18 protein-coding genes are annotated in these 19,472 nt (G+C 67.2%); 4 read left to right on the forward strand and 14 right to left on the reverse strand.

The genetic code is table 11. The features are described 5' to 3' along the window. Positions 1–66 precede the first annotated feature (66 nt). Both AB0F41_RS11970 and AB0F41_RS11975 read right to left on the reverse strand, forming a co-directional pair. Positions 67–450, reverse strand: coding sequence for a nuclear transport factor 2 family protein (locus AB0F41_RS11970; RefSeq protein ID WP_357422806.1), 384 nt, complete (start codon positions 448–450; stop codon positions 67–69). A gap of 101 nt (positions 451–551) precedes the next feature. Beyond that, on the reverse strand, positions 552–1,694 hold the full coding sequence (locus tag AB0F41_RS11975) for a class II histone deacetylase (protein ID WP_357422807.1): 1,143 nt from the start codon (positions 1,692–1,694) through the stop codon (positions 552–554). Between the two features lie 711 nt (positions 1,695–2,405). Here AB0F41_RS11975 and AB0F41_RS11980 point away from each other — a divergent pair. Next, complete coding sequence (locus tag AB0F41_RS11980) at positions 2,406–2,720, forward strand: MerR family transcriptional regulator (protein WP_357422996.1); 315 nt, start codon at positions 2,406–2,408, stop codon at positions 2,718–2,720. A gap of 163 nt (positions 2,721–2,883) precedes the next feature. Here AB0F41_RS11980 and AB0F41_RS11985 read toward each other — a convergent pair whose 3' ends face one another. The 4 genes from AB0F41_RS11985 to AB0F41_RS12000 all read right to left on the reverse strand — a co-directional run bounded on the left by AB0F41_RS11985 (position 2,884) and on the right by AB0F41_RS12000 (position 5,248). Beyond that, a complete protein-coding gene (locus tag AB0F41_RS11985; protein ID WP_357422808.1) occupies positions 2,884–3,192 on the reverse strand; it encodes a hypothetical protein in 309 nt (102 codons plus the stop codon). Between the two features lie 60 nt (positions 3,193–3,252). Further along, the gene (locus tag AB0F41_RS11990; protein ID WP_357422809.1) at positions 3,253–3,843 is read right to left on the reverse strand and encodes an N-acetyltransferase; all 591 of its coding nucleotides are present in this window, start codon (positions 3,841–3,843) and stop codon (positions 3,253–3,255) included. Next, positions 3,840–4,448 (reverse strand): TetR/AcrR family transcriptional regulator, encoded by a 609-nt coding sequence (locus tag AB0F41_RS11995; RefSeq protein ID WP_357422810.1) that lies wholly within the window; start codon positions 4,446–4,448, stop codon positions 3,840–3,842. Before AB0F41_RS11995 ends, AB0F41_RS11990 begins: the two co-directional genes overlap by 4 nt. A gap of 164 nt (positions 4,449–4,612) precedes the next feature. Beyond that, entirely contained in the window at positions 4,613–5,248 is a 636-nt protein-coding gene (locus AB0F41_RS12000) for a TetR/AcrR family transcriptional regulator (RefSeq protein ID WP_357422811.1), read from the reverse strand. Positions 5,249–5,351: 103 nt separating this feature from the next. Between AB0F41_RS12000 and AB0F41_RS12005 the strand changes: the two genes are divergently transcribed. Then, positions 5,352–6,233: an alpha/beta hydrolase gene (locus AB0F41_RS12005; protein WP_357422812.1), complete on the forward strand. Its 882-nt coding sequence runs from the start codon at positions 5,352–5,354 to the stop codon at positions 6,231–6,233. Positions 6,234–6,509: 276 nt separating this feature from the next. Here the strand turns inward: AB0F41_RS12005 and prfA are convergent, their stop codons facing one another. The 8 genes from prfA to argS form a co-directional block, all read right to left on the reverse strand. Then, positions 6,510–7,583 carry a peptide chain release factor 1 gene (gene prfA / locus AB0F41_RS12010; RefSeq protein WP_357422813.1) on the reverse strand — a complete coding sequence of 358 codons (1,074 nt, stop codon included), beginning with the start codon at positions 7,581–7,583 and terminating at the stop codon, positions 6,510–6,512. Positions 7,584–7,837: 254 nt separating this feature from the next. After that, positions 7,838–8,065, reverse strand: coding sequence for a 50S ribosomal protein L31 (rpmE, locus tag AB0F41_RS12015; RefSeq protein ID WP_327148199.1), 228 nt, complete (start codon positions 8,063–8,065; stop codon positions 7,838–7,840). 407 nt (positions 8,066–8,472) lie between these two features. Beyond that, the gene (gene rho, locus AB0F41_RS12020; protein ID WP_357422998.1) at positions 8,473–10,521 is read right to left on the reverse strand and encodes a transcription termination factor Rho; all 2,049 of its coding nucleotides are present in this window, start codon (positions 10,519–10,521) and stop codon (positions 8,473–8,475) included. A 411-nt stretch (positions 10,522–10,932) separates the two neighbouring features. Next, positions 10,933–11,907, reverse strand: a complete 975-nt coding sequence (thrB, locus tag AB0F41_RS12025) for a homoserine kinase (protein ID WP_357422815.1) — start codon at positions 11,905–11,907, stop codon at positions 10,933–10,935. 26 nt (positions 11,908–11,933) lie between these two features. Continuing rightward, positions 11,934–12,995, reverse strand: coding sequence for a threonine synthase (thrC, locus tag AB0F41_RS12030; protein WP_357423000.1), 1,062 nt, complete (start codon positions 12,993–12,995; stop codon positions 11,934–11,936). 80 nt (positions 12,996–13,075) lie between these two features. Further along, positions 13,076–14,437 (reverse strand): homoserine dehydrogenase, encoded by a 1,362-nt coding sequence (locus AB0F41_RS12035; protein WP_357422817.1) that lies wholly within the window; start codon positions 14,435–14,437, stop codon positions 13,076–13,078. A gap of 23 nt (positions 14,438–14,460) precedes the next feature. After that, positions 14,461–15,873, reverse strand: coding sequence for a diaminopimelate decarboxylase (gene lysA, locus AB0F41_RS12040; protein ID WP_357422819.1), 1,413 nt, complete (start codon positions 15,871–15,873; stop codon positions 14,461–14,463). A gap of 61 nt (positions 15,874–15,934) precedes the next feature. Beyond that, positions 15,935–17,593 carry an arginine--tRNA ligase gene (gene argS, locus AB0F41_RS12045; protein WP_357422821.1) on the reverse strand — a complete coding sequence of 553 codons (1,659 nt, stop codon included), beginning with the start codon at positions 17,591–17,593 and terminating at the stop codon, positions 15,935–15,937. 159 nt (positions 17,594–17,752) lie between these two features. On the opposite strand from argS, the gene AB0F41_RS12050 reads away from it, so the two are divergent. Then, entirely contained in the window at positions 17,753–18,679 is a 927-nt protein-coding gene (locus tag AB0F41_RS12050) for a DUF3105 domain-containing protein (RefSeq protein ID WP_357422823.1), read from the forward strand. Continuing rightward, positions 18,676–19,386 carry a DUF305 domain-containing protein gene (locus AB0F41_RS12055; protein ID WP_357422825.1) on the forward strand — a complete coding sequence of 237 codons (711 nt, stop codon included), beginning with the start codon at positions 18,676–18,678 and terminating at the stop codon, positions 19,384–19,386. Before AB0F41_RS12050 ends, AB0F41_RS12055 begins: the two co-directional genes overlap by 4 nt. The last annotated feature ends 86 nt before the right edge of the window (positions 19,387–19,472 follow it).

The following is a 19,472-nucleotide window of genomic DNA, read 5'->3' on the forward strand; positions in this document are numbered from 1 at the left end:
GCACTCGGAAAAGCCGACGGCTCGGACCGCTGTGGTCCGAGCCGTCGACTCGTTGCGCAGGGCGGGTCAGGCGAACACCTCGGTGAGGTCGCCGTAGAGACGCTGCTCGGTGAACAGGTTGTCCGCGTTCACCGTCGCGTACACCGCGCCCGGAATATCGACCTCTTTACCGTTCTTCAGCCAGTAGTGGATCCGGATCTCGAACACGACCTCGGTGATTCCGTCGACCGGCGGATGCGGCTCGATCCAGTGCACCACTTTGTGCTCGATCTTGTCGCACTGGTCCAGCACGAACTGGATGGAAGCGGTGGCGGTATCACGCCCGGTGACCGGCTCGGCATTGGCGAAGGTGAGTTTTACGTCGTCGGTCATCAGCGCGGCGGCGTCACCCAGTCGACCGGAGTCGATCAGTCCGTAGTATTCCTCCACTATTTTCCGAACGGACGACATCGTCTATCTCCTTGCTGAGTTTCCCAGGTAGAAAAGGTTTTTCGAATCGGGAGCCAAGGTTAGTGGACCTTTCGGCACCCCGCGCGGCCGAACGCGGAAGTTCATCCGACTGTGATCGCCCGCGGATCCCCTTCGCCGGCTGGTGTCCCGGGTATCGCGACGGCAGCCCGGACGGCGGCGGCCTCATGCTCCAGGAGCACATCGCCGCCCTGCGTGCTGACGATCGGGGTGTAGGGGTCGGGTTCGTACGGTTCCCCGAGCAGTTCCCGCAGCACCGCCACACCACAGAACGGGACGTAGTACGGGCTGTAACCCCCCTCCTGCACGAAGGCGATCTTCCCTTCGCACAGGTCGGCGGCGAGATCCAGCATCCGCCGCGTGAGTTGCGCGAACCCGGCGCTGGTGACCATCTGGCGGGCCAGCGGATCCATCATGCTCGCGTCGAATCCGGAGGCGACGATGATCAATTCGGGCCGGAACGCGCGCAGCGCCGGGAAAACCGCCTCCTCCAGCGCGTGCAGATACGCCGCGTCACCGCTGCCCGGCGGCAGCGGGATATTGATCGAATAACCCGCTCCGGCGCCGGAGCCGCGTTCTTCCCGGAACCCCGAATTCGGCGGAAAACACAGATGCTGGTGCAGCGACACGGTGAGCACCGAGGGGTCGCTGTACCAGATGTCCTGGGTGCCGTTGCCGTGATGCACGTCCCAGTCCACGATCGCGACCCGCTCCAGGCCCAGCACTTCCTTGGCATAGGCGGCGGCCACCGAGACATTGTTGAAAACGCAGAAGCCCATGCCGGATGCGCGGGTCGCGTGATGTCCGGGCGGGTTCACCAGGGCATACCCGGTATCAATCGTGCCCGCCACCACCTGTGAGACGAGCTGGATCGCCCCACCGGCCGACAACGCCGCGATCTCGTAGCCCCCTTTGCCGAACGGCGAACACCCGTCACCGGCGTCACCGCCCTTGGGCAGCAGACTCTCCGCCTTGATCCGCGCCAGATGCTCGGCGGTATGTACCCGCAGGATGTCGGTCTCGGTCGCCGGAAGCGCCCGCACCTCCCGCAACCGGTCGAGGAGGCCGGAGACCGCGACCAGTTCGTGGAAGCGGCGTTTGGTATCGGGATGGGCGAGATGATGGGCGATGGGCTGGAGGCCGCTGGTCGCGTCGGAGGGGAACAGACTCCCCGAACCGGTGTCGACCCATCCGTAGACGGTATTCCAGACGTAGCCGATGGTCATGGTCGAGCTCCTCATGTCGGCGACCCGAAAGGGCGCCGGACGGCAAATCTCGCGCAATCGAGCGATCGCGCGCGCTTATCGAGCCATAACCCCGGACACCCCGCAACCGGAGCGATGTCCACGACCGGTGGTCGCCGCGGCGATCGACCACGCTGTCGGGAGGGCGGCCGAGAGCCTGGCACATCTGCTCGCCGGCCAGTTCGGCCGGCTGCACGAGACAGGGTGGCGACTCCATCCGGCACCCACGTAAGAACCACCCCCACACGAACTGATTCAGCAGCATCGGGTCGTCCGGTACCGGTAGCGACCATCCCGCGACTACCCGGCTCGGGCACAGGAAAAAATCTGCAGCGGCAACAGTAGACATTCCCTACAAGGTGAGGTAACTTCTGTGTCGTTGGAAGCGCAAGAAGGATCCAGAAGGCACGGGAGATAACGAACTGCCCGTGATGGTAAGACCGGCGGGCGCGGCCACAGGACCAGCAGGTAAGACGGTCCTACCGCCCCCGGGACGTAAGTGAAGTTGCACGGAAAGAAGATGAAGTAACACAGTGAGGAGAAGGGAGGCGTTGCCCGTCGGGTTGCCCGTGAAGTTATATTGTCGGGCTGATCGCCGACGTTTCGGTTACATGTCGGAAGACGAAGTAATTCCCCCTTTCAGTGCCCCGGCGCCGCAGGCGCCGGGGCACTTCGGCGTATGGAGGCCGCGCGATTTCTGAACTCACGACCGCGAACGAGAAGTTCGACGATGACGACTACCCCGCCTACACCATGGGCCGGGCCGCCGACCTGCTCGGCACCACCCAAGCGTTCCTGCGCACCCTGGACGACGCGAAACTGATCACCCCGCAACGCTCTGCCGGCGGGCACCGCCGCTACTCCCGATACCAGCTGCGTATCGCCGCCCGCGCCCGCGAACTCGTCGACGCCGGCACCCCCTTGGAAGCAGCGTGCCGGATCATCATCCTCGAAGACCAACTCGCCGAAGCCCGCGAAATCAACGCCACCCTCACGCAGCCGGATTGAGTGGAACTCGCCGCCTCCCGGCTGCGAATCACCACCCGCCCGCCGGGGCGGCGTTCAGCGGTGCATCGGTGTCCGCCACCCCGCAATCGCACAGAGCAGATAGCGCGATCGCATCGGTGGTGCGGCCCGCTGAGTCATAGGCGATGGAGATTGCCGCGGGCGGTCAGGGCGTGCTGGACGGTGTGCCCGGTGCGGATTTCTTCGTGAACAGACCGATACCGAAGCCGAGCACCGTGATCCCGAACAAACAAAGCAGCAGGCCGCCGATCTTTGCCTCGGCGTCGGTGTCCGGACTGCGCGGGGAGTTCGATGAACCGGCGATGACAGCGGCCGGATCGACAATCGCCTGGATCCCGGCGGCCAGCACGGCGATCGCAAACAGGATCAGGACGATGCCGCCGGTGATGCGCCCGGCGGTACGGCGGGGTGGGATGGGATCCTGGGTGTTTTCGGAGGCGTCGGACGCTGACATGACCCGAAAATATCAGTACCCCGGCAGTTCTGCCGTCTTCGATTCGACGCGTGCACCGGCTCAGTCCTTCTTCAGGTGGAGTGAGAGGTAGTGGCCGAAGCCGGCGCGGCGCGCGAAGCGGACGGGTCGCCGTTGGTATTCGGTGAAGCCGAACTTGCGGTAGAGACCGAGCGCGGCCGCGTTCGTGTCCTTGATCTCGCGGAGGACGAACTCGTCGTAGCCGGGCAGAGCGACGATGTGCCGCATCAGTGCGGTACCCACCCCACGACCCTGGTGGGCGGGGACGGTGGCGACGAAAGCGATCTCGGCCAGCCCGTCTCGTGCCTCGTCGGGTGCGCCAAGGAACTGTGAGCGCACGACCGGGTAGCTGATGGTGCCGTGCAGGAGACCGAGGTGGCGGCGGAACTCCGGCAGCCGGGGTGCGAAGCACTCCTGATCGCCGGTGGTAACCGAGGCGATGGCCGCGGGTTCGCCGTCGGCAAGGGCCACGACGAAACGCTCCAGCAGCAGCATGTGCTCGAACGCCGCGGCCAATTTCTCCGGGTCGGAGGAGAAGAAGGCGAAGTCCTCGGCGAAGCCACGCACCAGCACCTCGGTGATCCGCCGGCGGTAACTCTCGCCCAGTTCGTCGCCGTGTTCGATCTCGATCATCCAGTTCGTCCTTCTGTCAGCAATGTGAGTACGACGTCGACGTCCGGGGCGGCGAACTCGGAGCCCAGGCCTACCCGGATCGAGGTGAGGCCGCCGAGCATCGCGAAGTAGCAGGTCGTAAGTTGTGCCGGATCACCGTGACCGAGCTCGCCGGCCGCCTGGCCTCGACGGATCAGGTCTTCGAAAGCGCGCCACATCGAGCGGTGGGCGCCGTGGAGTCGAGCGATCGATGCGCCCGGGGTACCGGCGGTGACGCCCTGGTTGATGACGATCATGAACTCCGCGGCGCCGTCGTCGGCGGTGAGACCCGACAGGTATCGGACGGTGAATTCCCGGATCGTCTCAACCGGACGACCTGGGCCGGACAGTTTCTCGGTCAGGGCGACGAGGCCGGTCAGCGCTTGGTCGAGCAGGTCGGCGTACAGCGCGTCTTTGGTCGGATAGTGACGGTAGATCGTGCCGATGCTGACGCCGGCTTCGTCCGCGATATCGCGGATGGCCGATGCGGCGTACCCGTGCCGGGCGAAAACGCGCACGGCCGCGGTCTGAACCGCGCTCCGTGTCGCCGCGGTCAGCGCCGCACTCTGCTCAGCGGTGCGTGCCACGCCTCTCCCATCTATATAATGAACGAATGTTCATTATATAGTACAGCGCGCGATACCCGCCCCGATGCTCCGAGCCCGCAGGGACATGCCGATTCCGGCGGCCGCGGAGGACAGAGCCGCAGTGCCGCGAGAGGCCCGTCGGCCCGAAGCGGGCAGTCCTTACTTCACGTGCAGAGTTCCTGTGACTCGGAGGGCTTCCGGGGACTACTTCCGAGGACGAGGTCGAGTTGCTGGTCGACGAGTTCGAGCGCCAGCCGGGACGTCCCGTGGCCTTGGATCATGCCCTGGGCTATCCCGGCGATGGATGCCGTGATGAGCTCGGCGATGAGATCGATTCGGTGCACCGGAGGTTCGAGATGGTCGGCTCGCACGAGCTGATCGGCGACAATGGAGACCAGCAGCCGCGCTGCCGTAAGCGTTTCCTCAGGGGTGATGCCTTGGCCGGTGACCGATCCCGTGCCGAACGCTCCGAGAACGATGGTCTCCTCCCGGCGCTGCTCGTCGAGGGGAAGTAGTTCGGTCAGCACTGCGCGAATAGCTTCGCGGGGCAGTACGTCCTCACCCAAAGCGGCCCAGCGCTGCGTGAATCGGGTACCGACGTTCTCCATGACCGACCGATGGGTCGCGAGGAGGAGGTCCTTCTTCGTGCCGCAGTAATACTGCACCAGGCTCACCGAAAAGCCCGCTTCGGCGGCGACCGATTGGAAGGTGACCGCCTCCAGGCCGCCGCGGACGATGAGTCGCCGCACCGCGCCGGTGATCTGCCGCCGCCTCAGTTCGTGGTCGACCAATCGTGGCACCGGCTCGCTCCTTGTCGGGATGTGCAGAACTTCCGGATTCATAGTATGCCTGTACTATTTAACATAGTATGCTCATACTATAAAAACTTGAAGGAGTGAGCTCATGCCGAAGATCGGGCGATTCACCAGCGAGGAGGCGAAAGCCGACTTTCTGCGTATCTACGACGCGTGGGCACAGCGGTGGCCGATCCCTTCGACCGTCGTTGACGTCGAAACGTCTTTCGGCACAACGCGTGTACGCAAGTCCGGAAGCGGGAAGGGTGCCCCGATCCTGCTGCTGCCCGGGACCTCGGGCAACGGCTTGGTGTGGCAGCGATTCATCGAGGATTTCGCGAGCGAGCGCGTGGTGTACACGCCGGACGTCATCGGATGGCCGGGACGCTGCGTACAGACCGCGCCCGTGCGCGACGGCGCCGACGTAGCGAAGTGGGTGGTCGAGACCCTCGACGGACTCGGTGAAGATCGAGTCCACCTGGCCGGCAATTCTCTGGGCGCCTGGATGGCCATCATGGTCGGGGTCTACCACTCCGACCGCCTGGCCAGCCTCACCATGTTCGAACCCGGCGGGGCCACCTTCGCCAAACCGAAATGGAGCCTGCTCCTCAAATTCCTCGCCGCCGGCCTGCGCCCGACCCCCGAACGGATGCGCAAGCTCAACGCCTGGCTGACCCCTCGCGCGCAGCTCACAGACGAGGAGTTCGCGATGGTGATGGCGAGCCTGAAATTCCGGACCGGGATGCCATGGGACCGGGTACTCACCGACGAAGAGCTGGCAGCCATCACCGCGCCGACCCTGGTGCTCTTCGGCGCCGAGACGGTGGTCAACGATCCCGAACTGGGGGCAGCCCGCGCCCGGCAACACATCCCGTCGGTCGACGTGCAGATCTACCCGGGGATCGGACACGACCTGCTGTGGGCGAACCAGGAAGTGGTGATCCCCCGCTTCCTGGACTTCGCCGGCAACCACGATCAAGTCCGGAACTGAGCACCGGACGTCGGACCGCCACCGAACGCTGCGAGTCACGGCCGCGAGTACCGGAGTTGTCCGGCCGGAGCCGGCGGTGTTGTGGTTATCGCCGCGAGGTGGCGGCCTCGTTGATGTCGGCGGTTTCCAGGATTCGATGCGATGCGGCGGCTCGGGTGGTCTCGAGCATGGCTTCGCCGTGGCGCAGGCTGGAGGTGACATATCGTGGCTCGAGGGCTGACAGCAGACGCTCAGGAGGGCCGAACCCCGCGCGCCGGAGGCGCGCCAAAAACACACTCACCTCATCCGGGCAGCGCGGTCGGCGGTGGCGAGGGCGTCGAGGAGGGCGTCCATTTCTCCGTTGAGCACCGAGTCCAGATTGTGCGCCTTGTAGCCGATGCGGTGGTCCGCGATCCGGTTCTCCGGGAAGTTGTAGGTGCGGATGCGTTCCGAGCGGTCGACCGTGCGGATCTGGCTCGCCCGGCCCTGGGCCGCTTCCTGTTCGGCTTGTTCTTCCGCGAGTGCCTGCAGCCGGGCGGCGAGCACCTGCATCGCGCGGGCTTTGTTCTGCAGCTGGGAGCGTTCGTTCTGGCAGGTGACGACGATCCCGGTCGGCAGGTGGGTGATCCGGACCGCGGAGTCGGTGGTGTTGACGCCCTGGCCGCCTTTTCCGGAGGAGCGGTAGACGTCGATGCGCAGATCGTTCTCGTCGATCTGCACTTCTTCCACCTCGTCGGGTTCGGGGTAGATCAGCACCCCGGCCGCGGAGGTGTGCACGCGACCCTGGGATTCGGTGACCGGCACCCGTTGCACCCGGTGCACGCCGCCTTCGAATTTGAATCGCGACCATACGCCGTCGCGGGCGGCGTCACGGCTTTTGATGGACAGCGTCGCTTCCTTGTAGCCGCCGAGATCGGAGATGGCGGCGTCGAGCACCTCGACCTTCCAGCCGTGGCGTTCGGCGTAGCGGATGTACATGCGGGCGAGGTCGGCGGCGAACAGCGCCGATTCTTCGCCGCCTTCACCGGATTTCACCTCCAGCACCACATCGTCGCCGTCGTGCGGATCGCGCGGCGCCAGCAGATCGGCGAGCTGCTTTTCCAGTTCCTCGAGTTGTTCTTCGAGGCCGGGGACCTCCGCCGCGAACGCCGAATCATCGGCGGCGAGTTCCCGGGCCGCCTCCAGGTCGTCTCGGACGGTGGTGAGTTTTTTGTAGGTGGTCATCACCGGAGCCAGTTCGGCGAACCGCTTCCCCACCCGGCGGGCGGCGCCCGGGTCGTTGTGCAGCGCCGGGTCGGCCAGCTGGGTTTCCAGTCCGGCGTATTCGGCCAGCACATCGTCGATAACGGACGGTGCGGTTTTCTCGGCCATCACAAGGCTCCTACAGGCTGATTCCGGATGTTCCGATTATCCGGCGGGCGGGGCGCCGAAGCCTCCTTCGAACGGGCCACCTCAAAGGTTCGGGGCCCGTCTCGGTTCTGGAGCAACCAGAGGAAGGGAGCGCAGCGACCGACCGGCGGGAGTGAAGAACCGAGACACAAGGGGGCCCCGAACCCGCGCGCGCCAGCGCGCCAATGACAACGCCCGGCCTGCGCAGAAGGCAGGGCCGGGCGTTGGCGGGAAAGCTACTCGGCGTCGGCTTTCTTGGCACGCTTGCCGTAGCGGGCCTCGAAGCGGGCCACACGACCACCGGTGTCGAGGATCTTCTGCTTGCCGGTGTAGAACGGGTGGCACTGCGAGCAGACCTCGACGGTGATGTGCCCGGATTCCTTGGTGGAGCGGGTCTGGAACGTATTACCGCAACCGCAGACGACAGTGGTGTCGACGTAGGTCGGGTGGATTCCTGCCTTCATGGATGTCCTCTCGATATTGGTCGCCGGGTCGTCCGATACCTCGGACGTGAACCGGAACCGACTTCAGGCGGGATTGTCTGCGTGATTCGCAGACGCACGGCTGTCCAGTATGCCAGAACCGCCGATACCTGCCAGAACGCCCCCGCCCCTGCATTTGTTCCGGGAGACCAGCACGTCAGGCACTTACGCGCGCTGTCGCGGCCACTCCGGAAACGACCTGCGGGTCGACCTTCGAAAAGGTCGACCCGCAGGGTGCCGAGTTCAGCGAGGTTCATGAAGGGTCGAGGCCCGTCTCGCCGTTCGGTGCCCGAAGCGCATGCGGCGAAGCCGCGAGTCTCGGGCGCCGAACGGCGAGACACCAGGGGGCCTCGACCCCGCGGCGCCGGAGGCGCCGCCATGAACACTGCCTACTCGTCCAGGGCGCCGGGGGCGGTCTTGGAGACCTGCATCAGGAACTCCAGGTTGTTCTTGCTCTTGCGCAGGCGGTCGATCAGCAGGTCGATCGCCTGGTGCGAGTCCAGACCCGTCAGCACGCGGCGCAGTTTGTGCAGAACCGCCGCCTCGTCGGGGTTGAGCAGGAGCTCGTCCTTGCGGGTGCCGGACGGGTTGACGTCCACCGCGGGGAACACGCGCCGCTCGGCGATCTTGCGGTCGAGTTTGAGCTCGGCGTTGCCGGTGCCCTTGAACTCCTCGAAGATCACCGTGTCGCCCGTGGATCCGGTTTCCACCATGGCCGTGGCGATGATGGTGAGCGAGCCGCCGTTCTCGATATTGCGGGCCGCGCCCAGGAACCGCTTGGGCGGATACAGCGCCGTGGAATCGACACCACCGGACAGGATGCGCCCGGAGGCCGGCGAGGAGTTGTTGTACGCGCGACCCAGGCGGGTGATCGAGTCGAGCAGGACGACGACGTCCTTACCCATCTCGACCAGGCGCTTGGCCCGTTCGATGGCCAACTCGGCGACCGACGTGTGATCCGACGGCGGACGGTCGAAGGTGGAGGCGATGACCTCACCCTTCACCGACCGCTGCATATCGGTGACCTCTTCGGGACGTTCGTCGACCAGCACAACCATGAGGTAGCACTCGGGGTTGTTGATCGCGATCGCGTTGGCGATGTCCTGCATGATCGTGGTCTTGCCCGCCTTCGGCGGAGACACGATCAGCGCGCGCTGGCCCTTGCCGATCGGCATGATCAGGTCGATCACCCGGGTGGTCAGCTTGTTCTGCAGGGTTTCCAGACGCAGCCGCTGGTTGGGGTACAGCGGGGTCAGCTTGCCGAAATCCGGACGGCGCTTGGCCGCGTCGACCTCGGCGCCGTTGACGGTATCCAGCCGCACCAGCGGATCGAACTTCTGCCGCTGATTGCTCTGCTCGCCGTCACGCGGGGCCCGGACCGCGCCGGTGATCGCGTCACCGCGGCGCAGGCCGTTCTTGCGCACGAGGTTCATCGACACGTACACGTCGTTCGGGCCGGCCAGGTAGCCGGAGGTGCGGACGAACGCGTAGTTGTCCAGCACGTCGAGGATGCCCGCGACCGGCTGGAGTACATCGTCTTCGCGAATCTCGGGCTCGCGCGCTTCGCCGCCGGCCTCGCGATCACGACCCCGGCGCCGTTCGCGGAACCGGCGGCCGCGGCGGCCGCGGCCACCTTCCTCGTCGTCGCCACCACGGTCGCGGTCGCCGCCCCGGTTGCCACCGGAGCCGCGCTGATCGCCACCCTGGCCCTGCTGGCCGGACTGGTTGCGGTCACGGCGACGGTCACCCTGATCGCCGTCCTTACCGTCCTTGCCGTCCTGTTTCCCGTCGTCGCCGCGGGAGTCGCCACCCTGGTCGGCGTTGTTCTTGCCCTGCTGATCCCGTCCACGACGCTGCCGGCCGCGGCCGCGCTGGCCGGAATCCCGGCCGCCGTCATCGGAGCCGTCGCCGGATTTCGAATCGGCTTTGCCGTCGTTCTTGGAATCGGACTTGGCATCGTCCTTCGAATCGGCGTTCTTGGAATCAGCGCCCTTCGAATCGGCCTTGCCGTCGTTCGCATGCTCGGTCCCGGCGACGGCGCCGTTGGTGACGACCGTGCCGTTGGTGGCCCCCTGGCTGCCCTTGCCCGCGTTGTCGGCGGCAGTGTCCTTGCCCGCGGCGGCGTCGGGCGCCTGGCCCGGCTTCTGCTCGGCGGATTCCACGGCGGCCGCGACCGGGGCGGCGGATGCGACGGACTCGGGCGCGGCGGACCCGGCCTCGACAGGCTGGTCTGCGGTTTTACGTTCTCTGGCAGTCTTGGCGCGGGTACTACGCTCCGCGGCGGCGGGTCTGCCGGCCTGGTTTTCCTTGATTGCGGCGATGAGATCACCCTTGCGCATACCGGAGGTGCCTCGAATTCCGAGTTCCCCTGCAAGTGCGCGCAACTGCGGCAACAACATTCCAGTCAGCCCCGATCCGATGTCGGTATTTTCGCTCATCTTGGATGAAATCTGTCCGGAGTCACTTTCGCGGTTGCCCGAGGGTTCGGAGTCGGATACCACCCCGGGTGTCGCGAGCAGGTCCGTATCTGTCACGGAGATCCTTTCCTTCCCTCGATGGCCGTGTGCTGTGTCGAGGGTTTCGTTCCGTAGCCCGAACTCGCTGCCGGACTCGGATTTGTAGCCGTATCGCCTGCCCCTCCGGGACCGGGTGCTTCGCCACCGCTCATCTAATGGTGGAAGAGATCATTCCAGTTGCGGGGCTGCGCAGCACCCCCATGGCATGAGGGCTCGAGCCTGGAGCCTGCTGGAGCGATTGCCCTGATGAAGCACCGGCGTCTGATGCGCGCGATGTACGGACTTGCCCAGGATAGCGGGCAAGTACGAAGGTCGGCAAGGCGGACGCGCCCGTCAGCCGATCCGGGCCCCTTCGGCGGTGCCCACCTGGACGCCCTCGGCGAAGCCGGGCTCGAGGACTCGCAGCCCTTCCGCGACCGCGAGCGCCCGCAATTCATCGGGAAAAGCGCTGGTCATCAGCGCAAGGATGGTCGGCCCGGCACCGGAGACCGTGGCCGCGATACCCGCCGCACGCAGTCGTTCGATCCAGGTGGTGGTCAGCGGCAGCGCGGGCGCGCGCTGGGTCTGATGCAGCCGGTCCTCGGTGGCCGGGAGCAGTAGATCCGGCCGTTGCGTGAGCGCGACCACGGCCAGCGCGGCCCGGCTCACGTTGAATGCCGCGTCCCGGTGCGGGACGAGGTCGGGCAGCAGCCCGCGGGTCTGCGCGGTCGAGGACCGCTCCTCCGGAACCAGCACCACCGGACGCAGCGACGGATGCGCGTCGAGGCGTACAGCCCGGTAGGTGCGCTGCGGCAGAGCGATATCGTCGCTGTCCGGACCGGACCCGGTCTCGGTCCAGGACACGACGATCCCACCGAGCACACTGGCCGCGGCATTGTCGGGGTGTCCCTCGAATTCGGCGGCGAGCTGCACCATTCGATCGGGGTCCACCGCCAGGGCGGCATCGAATTCCGCGGCCAGCGCGCACCCGGCGGCGAGCCCGCCGACCACCGCGGAGGCCGACGATCCCAGACCGCGCGAATGCGGAATCGCGTTACGGCACACCACGTCCAGGCCGTCGGCCCAGACGCCGGCCGATTCGAGGCCGCGCTCGATGGCCCGGACCACCAGATGCTGCGGACCCCACGGCACCTCGTCGGCGCCTTCGCCCTCGACCCGGATGGTGAGACCGGAATCGGTGCTGCGCACCTCGATCTCGTCGTAGAGCCCGAGGGCCAGGCCCAGGGAATCGAATCCGGGTCCGAGGTTCGCGCTGGAGGCCGGCACCCGGACCGAGACGGTGATTCCGGCGGGCAGGGTCGGGGACACGAGCCGGCTTTCGCGAGTATCCAAGATCAGGCCAGTTCCAGACGGGCGGCGACGGCCACCGGATCGACGGCGACGGCCTGGACCTCGGGCATCCCGAGCAGGGCGGTATCCGGATCCTTCAGGCCGTTACCGGTGACCGTGCAGACCACCGTCTGTCCCGGCTCCAGCCAACCCTCCCGGTGGGCGGCCAGCACACCGGCCACACTCGCCGCGGACGCGGGCTCCACGAAAACGCCCTCGCGTGCCGCCACCAGGTGGTATGCCTCCAGGATCTCGTCGTCGGTGGCCGCGCGGAACGCGCCACCGGACTCCTCCTTGGCGGCGACGGCGCCGTTCCACGAGGCCGGGGCACCGATCCGGATCGCGGTCGCGATCGTCTCGGGCTCCTTGACCGGGGCACCGTTGACCAGCGGCGCCGCACCGGCGGCCTGGACACCCAGCATCCGCGGCAGCGAATCCGTGACACCGTCGGCGTGGTATTCGCGGTAACCGCGCCAGTACGCGGTGATATTGCCGGCGTTGCCGACCGGCAGCGCGTGCACATCGGGGGCCCGCCCCAGCACATCGCAGATCTCGAAGGAGGCCGTTTTCTGCCCTTCGATCCGGGCCGGGTTCACCGAGTTCACCAGGCCGATGGCCGGGAAATCCGAGGTCACCTTGCGGGCGAGCTCCAGGCAGTCGTCGAAATTGCCCTCGACCTGGATGATGCGCGCGCCCAGCATCACCGCCTGGGCGAGTTTGCCCATCGCGATCTTGCCCTGCGGGATGAGCACCGCGCAGGTCATCCCGGCCCGGGTCGCGTAGGCGGCGGCCGACGCGGAGGTGTTGCCGGTGGAGGCACACAGCACGGCCTGCTGACCCCGGTACTTGGCGTCGGTCATCGCCATGGTCATGCCGCGGTCCTTGAAGGAGCCCGTGGGGTTGGCGCCCTCGACCTTCAGATACACCTCACAGCCGGTCAGTTCCGACAGATGCGGTGCGGGCACCAGCGGAGTTCCGCCCTCGAACAGGGTGACCGGTTCCCAGTCGGCCGCGCCCGCGAGGCGGTCGCGGTAGGCCGCGATCAGCCCGGGCCAGCGGGAGTGCACTCCGGCCTGCGGGGCGACGCCGGTGGGCCCGCCCGTCGCCCCACCGCCACCCCTGGCGGAATCGCTGCGCGATGCAGTGGTCATTCTTCGGTGCCTTCCAATCTCAGAACGCTGGTGACAGATGTGACGGATTCCATATTCGACAGGTCCGCGACGGTCTCGGCGAGCGCCGATTCGGTCGCGAGGTGGGTGACGACTACCAGCCGTGCCTTGTCGTCGTGGCCCTCTTGGCGGACCGTGGAAATACTGACCCCGTGGTCGGAGAATTCACCCGCCACCGCCGCCAGCACGCCGGGACGATCTTCGACCTGCAGATTCACGTGGTACCGGGTGGGTGTGTCACCGATCGGCGCAATCGGTAGCTGAGCATAGACCGATTCTCCGGGCGCGCGGCCACCGAAGAACTTGTTCCGGGACGCCATCACCAGATCGCCGAGCACCGCGGACGCCGTCGGGGCCCCACCGGCGCCCTGGCCGTAGAACATCAGCCGCCCGGCGTTCTCCGCCTCGACGACCACCGCGTTGAACGCGCCGGTGACCGCTGCCAGCGGGTGCTTGCGCGGGATCAGCGCCGGATACACCCGCACCGAGATCCGGTCTTTACCGCCCTCGGCCACGGTCGGCTCGCCGGGCCCGGCCGGGACGCGCTCGCAGATCGCCAGCAATTTGACGGTGCAGTCCAGCGCGGTGGCGGTCTCCAGGTCCTCCGGGCTGATCTGGGAGATCCCCTGACGGAAGACGTCGGCGGCGGTCACGCGGGTGTGGAAGGCCAGCGAGGCCAGAATCGCGGCCTTGGCCGCGGCGTCGTAGCCCTCGACATCGGCGGTCGGATCGGCTTCGGCGTAGCCCAGGCGGGTGGCCTCGGCCAGCGTCTCGCCGTAGTCGGCGCCGGTTTCGTCCATGGCGGACAGGATGAAATTGGTGGTGCCGTTGACGATGCCCACCACCCGGTTGACCCGGTCGCCGGACAGTGACTGGATCAGCGGCCGCACCACCGGGATGGCACCGGCCACGGCGGCCTCGAAGTACAGATCGGCGCGGCTGCGTTCGGCGGCGGCGGCGAGTTCACCGGTGTAATCGGCGAGCAGGGCCTTGTTGGCGGTGATCACGGATTTGCCGGCATTGAGCGCGGCCAGGATCAGGGCGCGGGCCGGGTTGATCCCGCCCATGACCTCGACGACGACGTCCACGTCGGGACGGGCGATCAGGGCCTCGGCGTCGGTGGTCAGCAGCTCGGCGGGCACACCCCGGTCGCGGTCGAGGTCGCGTACCGCCACCCCGCGCAGGGTCACCGGAGCACCGACGCGCGACTGCAGATCGTCGGCGTGGTCGCGCAGAATCCGCACGACCTCGCTACCGACATTGCCCATACCCAGGACTGCGATACCGATCGGCCGATCGGGCCCCCATCGGCCTGCCACCACATCGGTCACTTCGGGCATGGTCGTTCCTTTCGTCGCGTCCATCAGACCTCCAGACCGAGCAGGTCCTCGACCGTTTCCCGGCGCAGGATCAGCCGGGCCGCACCGTCGCGCACAGCGACGACGGCGGGGCGGGTCAGCATGTTGTACCGGCTCGACATGGAATAGCAGTAGGCCCCGGTTCCGGCCACCGCGAGCAGATCACCGGGCCCGGCATCCGCCGGTAGCCAGGTGTCCCGGATGATGATATCGCCACTCTCACAATGCTTTCCGACCACGCGCGCCACCACCGGTCCGGTCTCGGACCCGCGTGACACCAGCTGGCAGTGGTAGTCGGCCTGATACAGCGCGGGCCGGATGTTGTCGCTCATCCCGCCGTCCACGCTGACATACCGGCGGCGCAGGCCGCCGTCGAGGGAGACGTCTTTGACGGTCCCCACCTCGTAGACGGTCACCGTGCCCGGTCCGGCGATGGCGCGGCCGGGTTCCACCGCGATGGTCGGGACCGGCAGCCCGGCCCGTTCGGCCTCGCGGGCCACCAGTTCGCGCATCTTCTGGGCCAGCAGATCCAGCGGCAACGGATCGTCGGAGGGCAGATAGGAGATGCCGAGACCGCCGCCCAGGTCGAGCAGCGATATCTGTGCGGTCCGTTCGACGCCGAATTTGTCGATCGCCTCGCGCAGCAGGCCCAGCATGCGATGCGCGGCTATTTCGAAACCGTCGATTTCGAATATCTGCGATCCGATATGGCTGTGCAGCCCGACGAGGCGCAGATTATCCGCCTCGAAAACCCGGGCCAGCGCCTCCATGGCGTCGCCCCCGGCAATCGAGAAACCGAATTTCTGATCCTCGTGCGCGGTGGAGATGTATTCGTGGGTGTGCGCCTCGACACCCACGGTGACGCGGACCAGCACGTCCTGCACCACCCCGGCCGCTCCGGCGACGGCTTCCAGCCGCTCGATCTCGATCAGCGAATCGACCACCACATGGCCCACGCCGGCCGCGACTGCGGCCTCGAGTTCGGCGACGGATTTGTTGTTTCCGTGCAGCGCGATGCGCTCGGCCGGGAAACCCGCGTGCAGCGCGACGGCCAGTTCGCCGCCGGAGCACACGTCCAGCGAAAGCCCCTCGTCGCGGATCCAGCGCGCGATCTCACCGCACAGAAAAGCCTTGGAGGCGTAGTGGACTCGCGCATCGGATCCGAACGCGCGCACCATATCCCGGCAGCGGGACCGGAAATCGTCCTCGTCCACCACGAACAGCGGAGTGCCGAACTGCGCGGCCAGTTCGGTGACCGGTACGCCCGCCAGGCGCACCACGTCGTCGGCGCCGCGGGTGGCGTTGCGCGGCCACACCTGCGCGGGCAGGTCGATCAGCTGGCGCGGATCGGCGGGGCGTTCCGGCAGATTCGGGGCGTGCGGGATGGCGTGCCGGGGCCCGGCCGGATGGACGCTCATCGGTCTCCCTTCCTCACCCACTGCCGGAACAGTCGGTCGTTGCGATAGCGGGTGGTGGTGGTCACATCCGCTCCGGCGCGGTGACGCCGAGCAGACCCAGGCCGTTGGCCAGGACCTGGCGGGTCGCGTTCACCAGCACGAGGCGGGCGGCGTTGACCGGGCTCACGGGTTCGTCGCCCAGCGGCAGCACCCGCAGGGCCTTGTTGGTCTGGAACGGATGGTAGGCGCCGGCCAGTTCTTCCAGGTAGCGCGCGATCCGATGCGGTTCGCGCAGGGTCGCCGCGCTCGCCACCACCCGGGGGAACTCCCCGATGGTCCGGATCAGCGCACCCTCGAACTCGGAGTCCAGCAGCGCGAAGTCCGGTGTCACGGAGTCGTATTCGAACTCGGCGGCATTGCGGGCGATCGAGGCCGCGCGGGCGTGCGCGTACTGCACGTAGTAGATGGGGTTGATGCTGTCCTGTTTGGTCCACAGGTCCAGGTCGATATCGATGCTCGAATTCACCGAGCTGCGCACCAGCGAGTACCGGGACGCGTCCACCCCGATGGCCTCGACCAGATCGTCGAGAGTGACCACGGTGCCGGCGCGTTTACTCATCCGCACCGCGACCCCGTCGCGCAGCAGGTTCACCATCTGCCCGATCAGCACCTCGACGCTGTCGGGGTCGTCGCCGAAGGCCGCCGCGGCGGCCTTCAGGCGGCCGATATAACCGTGGTGATCGGCGCCGAGCATATAGATGCACAGATCGAAACCGCGCGCACGCTTGTCCTGCAGGTAGGCGATATCACCGGCGATATAGGCGGCATTGCCGTCGCTTTTGATGACCACCCGGTCCTGATCGTCACCGTATTCCGAACTGGCGATCCACCAGGCACCGTCCTTGGAATACAGGTCGCCGGAATTCTTCAGCGCCTCCACCGCGCGATCCACGGCGCCGGACGCGAACAGTGAACTCTCGTTGTAGTACACATCGAAATCGGTGCCGAATTCGTGCAGCGTCTTCTTGATATGCGCGAACATCAATTCCACGCCCTCGGCGCGGAAAAGTTCCAGGCGCGGCTGCGGGTCGAGTCCGAGCGCCTCGGGGTGCGTCGCGACGATCCGGTCGGCGATCTCACCGATATAGGCGCCGGCGTAGCCGTTCTCCGGGGTCGGCGCGCCCGTGGCGGCGGCGACCAGCGATTCCGCGTATCGGGTGATCTGCGCGCCGTGGTCGTTGAAGTAGTACTCCCGCGTGACCTCGGCACCCTGCGCCGCGAGGATCCGGCCCAGCGCGTCACCGACCGCGGCCCAGCGGGTACCGCCGAGGTGCACCGGACCGGTCGGATTGGCGGAGACGAACTCGAGATTGATCTTCGTTCCGGACAGGACGTCCGCGGTGCCGTATTTCACACCCGCGGTCAGCACCTGATCGAGGATCGCGCCCTGCGCCGAGGCCGCGACCCGGATGTTGAGGAATCCGGGCCCGGCGACCTCCGCGGATGCCACGGCATCGGTTCCGGTCAGTGCCTCGGCCAGCCAGCCCGCCAGATCGCGCGGATTCGCACCCGCTTTCTTCCCGACACGCATCGCTACATTGGTGCTGTAATCACCGTGTTCCGGGTTGCGCGGACGCTCCACATCGACCTTGTCGGGCAGCACCGAGGGGTCCAGGCCGCGTTCGGCCAATACCTTCGCGGCCGTCGCGTGAAGGAGATCTGCAAGGTCGGCTGGAGTCACGAGTCTCTATCCTATGGTCCGAGTGGGTGCGCGCCGCGAGTGGGCACCGCAGCGAGGCGGAGCTCCGCCCCTGCTGCGGCCACGCGCGGACCGTGGATGGGCCCGGCCCTGCCGCACCCCTTGGGCACTGTTCATCGCGTGGAAAGAACTGGAACCGGTATGCCGAACAGGACCAGCGCCAAATCGGCGAAGGCCGTCAAAGCGGCGGGCAAAGTGACCGCCGCCCGGACGAACAACCAGAAGAACAAGGGCAAGCCACCGCTCGGCCAGCGAATTCCCTGGCTGACGGTGGGGGCGGTGGTGCTCCTCATCGGCCTCGTCGCCGCACTCGCCGTCAACCTGGTGCCCAAGTACCAGGAGCGGGCCGCCCTGGAGAAGTTCACTCCGTCGGAGCAGAAGAAGGACCCCTCCGACGAGATCGAGGGCGTGGTCAAGAAGGAGTACCCGGCCGGTCTGCATATCGATGCGACCCAGCGGGTGGCCTACGACCAGACCCCGCCGTTCGGCGGCCCGCACGACGCGTCGTGGGCCAACTGCATGGGCACCGTCTACGACAAGGCACTGCGGAACGAGAACGCGGTGCATTCGCTGGAGCACGGTGCGGTGTGGATCACCTACAACCCGGACAAGGTCGACCAGTCGGGTATCGACACGCTGAAGGGCAAGGTCGAAGGTCAGCAGTACATGCTGATGTCACCGCACCCCGGCCAGGAGGCGCCGATCTCGCTGCAGTCGTGGGGTCACCAGCTCACCGTCCCCAGCGCCGACGACGAGCGGGTCGGCCAGTTCATCACCGCGCTGCGGCTGAACCAGTTCGCCTACCCCGAGGTCGGCGCGGACTGCGCCACCATGGCGTTCGACACCCAGAACCCGCCGCCCTACGACCCGAGCGAACCCGGTCCCGACGCGGTGCCGATGGACGGTAAGGGCCTGCAGCCCGACCAGGCCGAGCTCGGCGGCGGTATGCCCGGCGGCGGACTGCCCGGCGGCCTGCCGGGCGGCGGACTGCCCGGCGGTATCCCGGCCATCCCCGGTATGCCGGGCACGATGCCGGAACAGCAGGCACCCGCCGGAGCCGCCGGGTGACGGCCGACACCGACACGACGGATCCTGCGCCCGAAACCGGCTGGCGGGCGCAGGTCCGCGGGCAACGCACCGCGCTGTCGATCATCGGCGCGATCATCCTGCTCGTGGTCGGGTTCGGGGCGGGGGTGCTGCTGTCCCCGGACGAACCGGACCGCACCCCGCCGAACTCGACCGATATCGGATTCGCACAGGACATGTCCGCCCATCACGCCCAGGCGGTGGAGATGTCCGGGATCAGTCTCACCGGCACCACCGACCCGGCGGTCCAGCGCCTCGCCTACGACATCCTCACCACGCAGCAGAGCCAGATCGGCCGGATGCAGGGCTGGTTGCAGATGTGGGGCGCGCCGGCGCGCGGGTCCGCGGGCTATATGGCGTGGATGCCCGCCGACGAGCACAGCGGGCACGAGGGGCACGGCGGCCACGAGCACGCGGACAGCGACCGGCCGATGCCGGGTATGGCCACCACCGCCGAGATCCAGCAGCTTCGCGACGCGAAGGGTGCGGCCCAGGACACGTTGTTCCTCCAGCTCATGCTCCGCCATCACGAGGGCGGGGTGCCGATGCTGGAATACGGCGCCGCACACGCCGCCACCACCGAAATCCGGGTACTGGCCGGGCAGATGCTGGTCGCCCAGCAGGGCGAAGCGCGACTGATGACGGATATGCTCACGGCCCGCGGCGCCGAGCCGCTACCGATGAACTGACCTGTCACCACACGTTTTGGCCTCCTCGGCGGTGATGCGATACGCTGTGGTCCGCCCGATCGACCGGTCACCGGTCCGGCCGGGTG

The organism is Nocardia sp. NPDC024068, assembly GCF_040638875.1.
In the GTDB taxonomy this organism is placed as follows: Bacteria; Actinomycetota; Actinomycetes; order Mycobacteriales; family Mycobacteriaceae; genus Nocardia.

Excerpts from the sequence above, each read along its gene's own strand:
- AB0F41_RS11990 (WP_357422809.1), bottom strand. The coding sequence starts at position 3,843 with ATGATCGAGATCGAACACGGCGACGAACTGGGCGAGAGTTACCGCCGG.
- AB0F41_RS11985 (WP_357422808.1), bottom strand. The coding sequence starts at position 3,192 with ATGTCAGCGTCCGACGCCTCCGAAAACACCCAGGATCCCATCCCACCC.
- rho (WP_357422998.1), bottom strand. The coding sequence starts at position 10,521 with ATGAGCGAAAATACCGACATCGGATCGGGGCTGACTGGAATGTTGTTG.
- rpmE (WP_327148199.1), bottom strand. The coding sequence starts at position 8,065 with ATGAAGGCAGGAATCCACCCGACCTACGTCGACACCACTGTCGTCTGC.
- prfA (WP_357422813.1), bottom strand. The coding sequence starts at position 7,583 with ATGGCCGAGAAAACCGCACCGTCCGTTATCGACGATGTGCTGGCCGAA.
- AB0F41_RS11970 (WP_357422806.1), bottom strand. The coding sequence starts at position 450 with ATGTCGTCCGTTCGGAAAATAGTGGAGGAATACTACGGACTGATCGAC.
- AB0F41_RS12050 (WP_357422823.1), top strand. The coding sequence starts at position 17,753 with ATGCCGAACAGGACCAGCGCCAAATCGGCGAAGGCCGTCAAAGCGGCG.
- lysA (WP_357422819.1), bottom strand. The coding sequence starts at position 15,873 with ATGAGCGTCCATCCGGCCGGGCCCCGGCACGCCATCCCGCACGCCCCG.
- AB0F41_RS12035 (WP_357422817.1), bottom strand. The coding sequence starts at position 14,437 with ATGCCCGAAGTGACCGATGTGGTGGCAGGCCGATGGGGGCCCGATCGG.
- AB0F41_RS11975 (WP_357422807.1), bottom strand. The coding sequence starts at position 1,694 with ATGACCATCGGCTACGTCTGGAATACCGTCTACGGATGGGTCGACACC.
- AB0F41_RS12005 (WP_357422812.1), top strand. The coding sequence starts at position 5,352 with ATGCCGAAGATCGGGCGATTCACCAGCGAGGAGGCGAAAGCCGACTTT.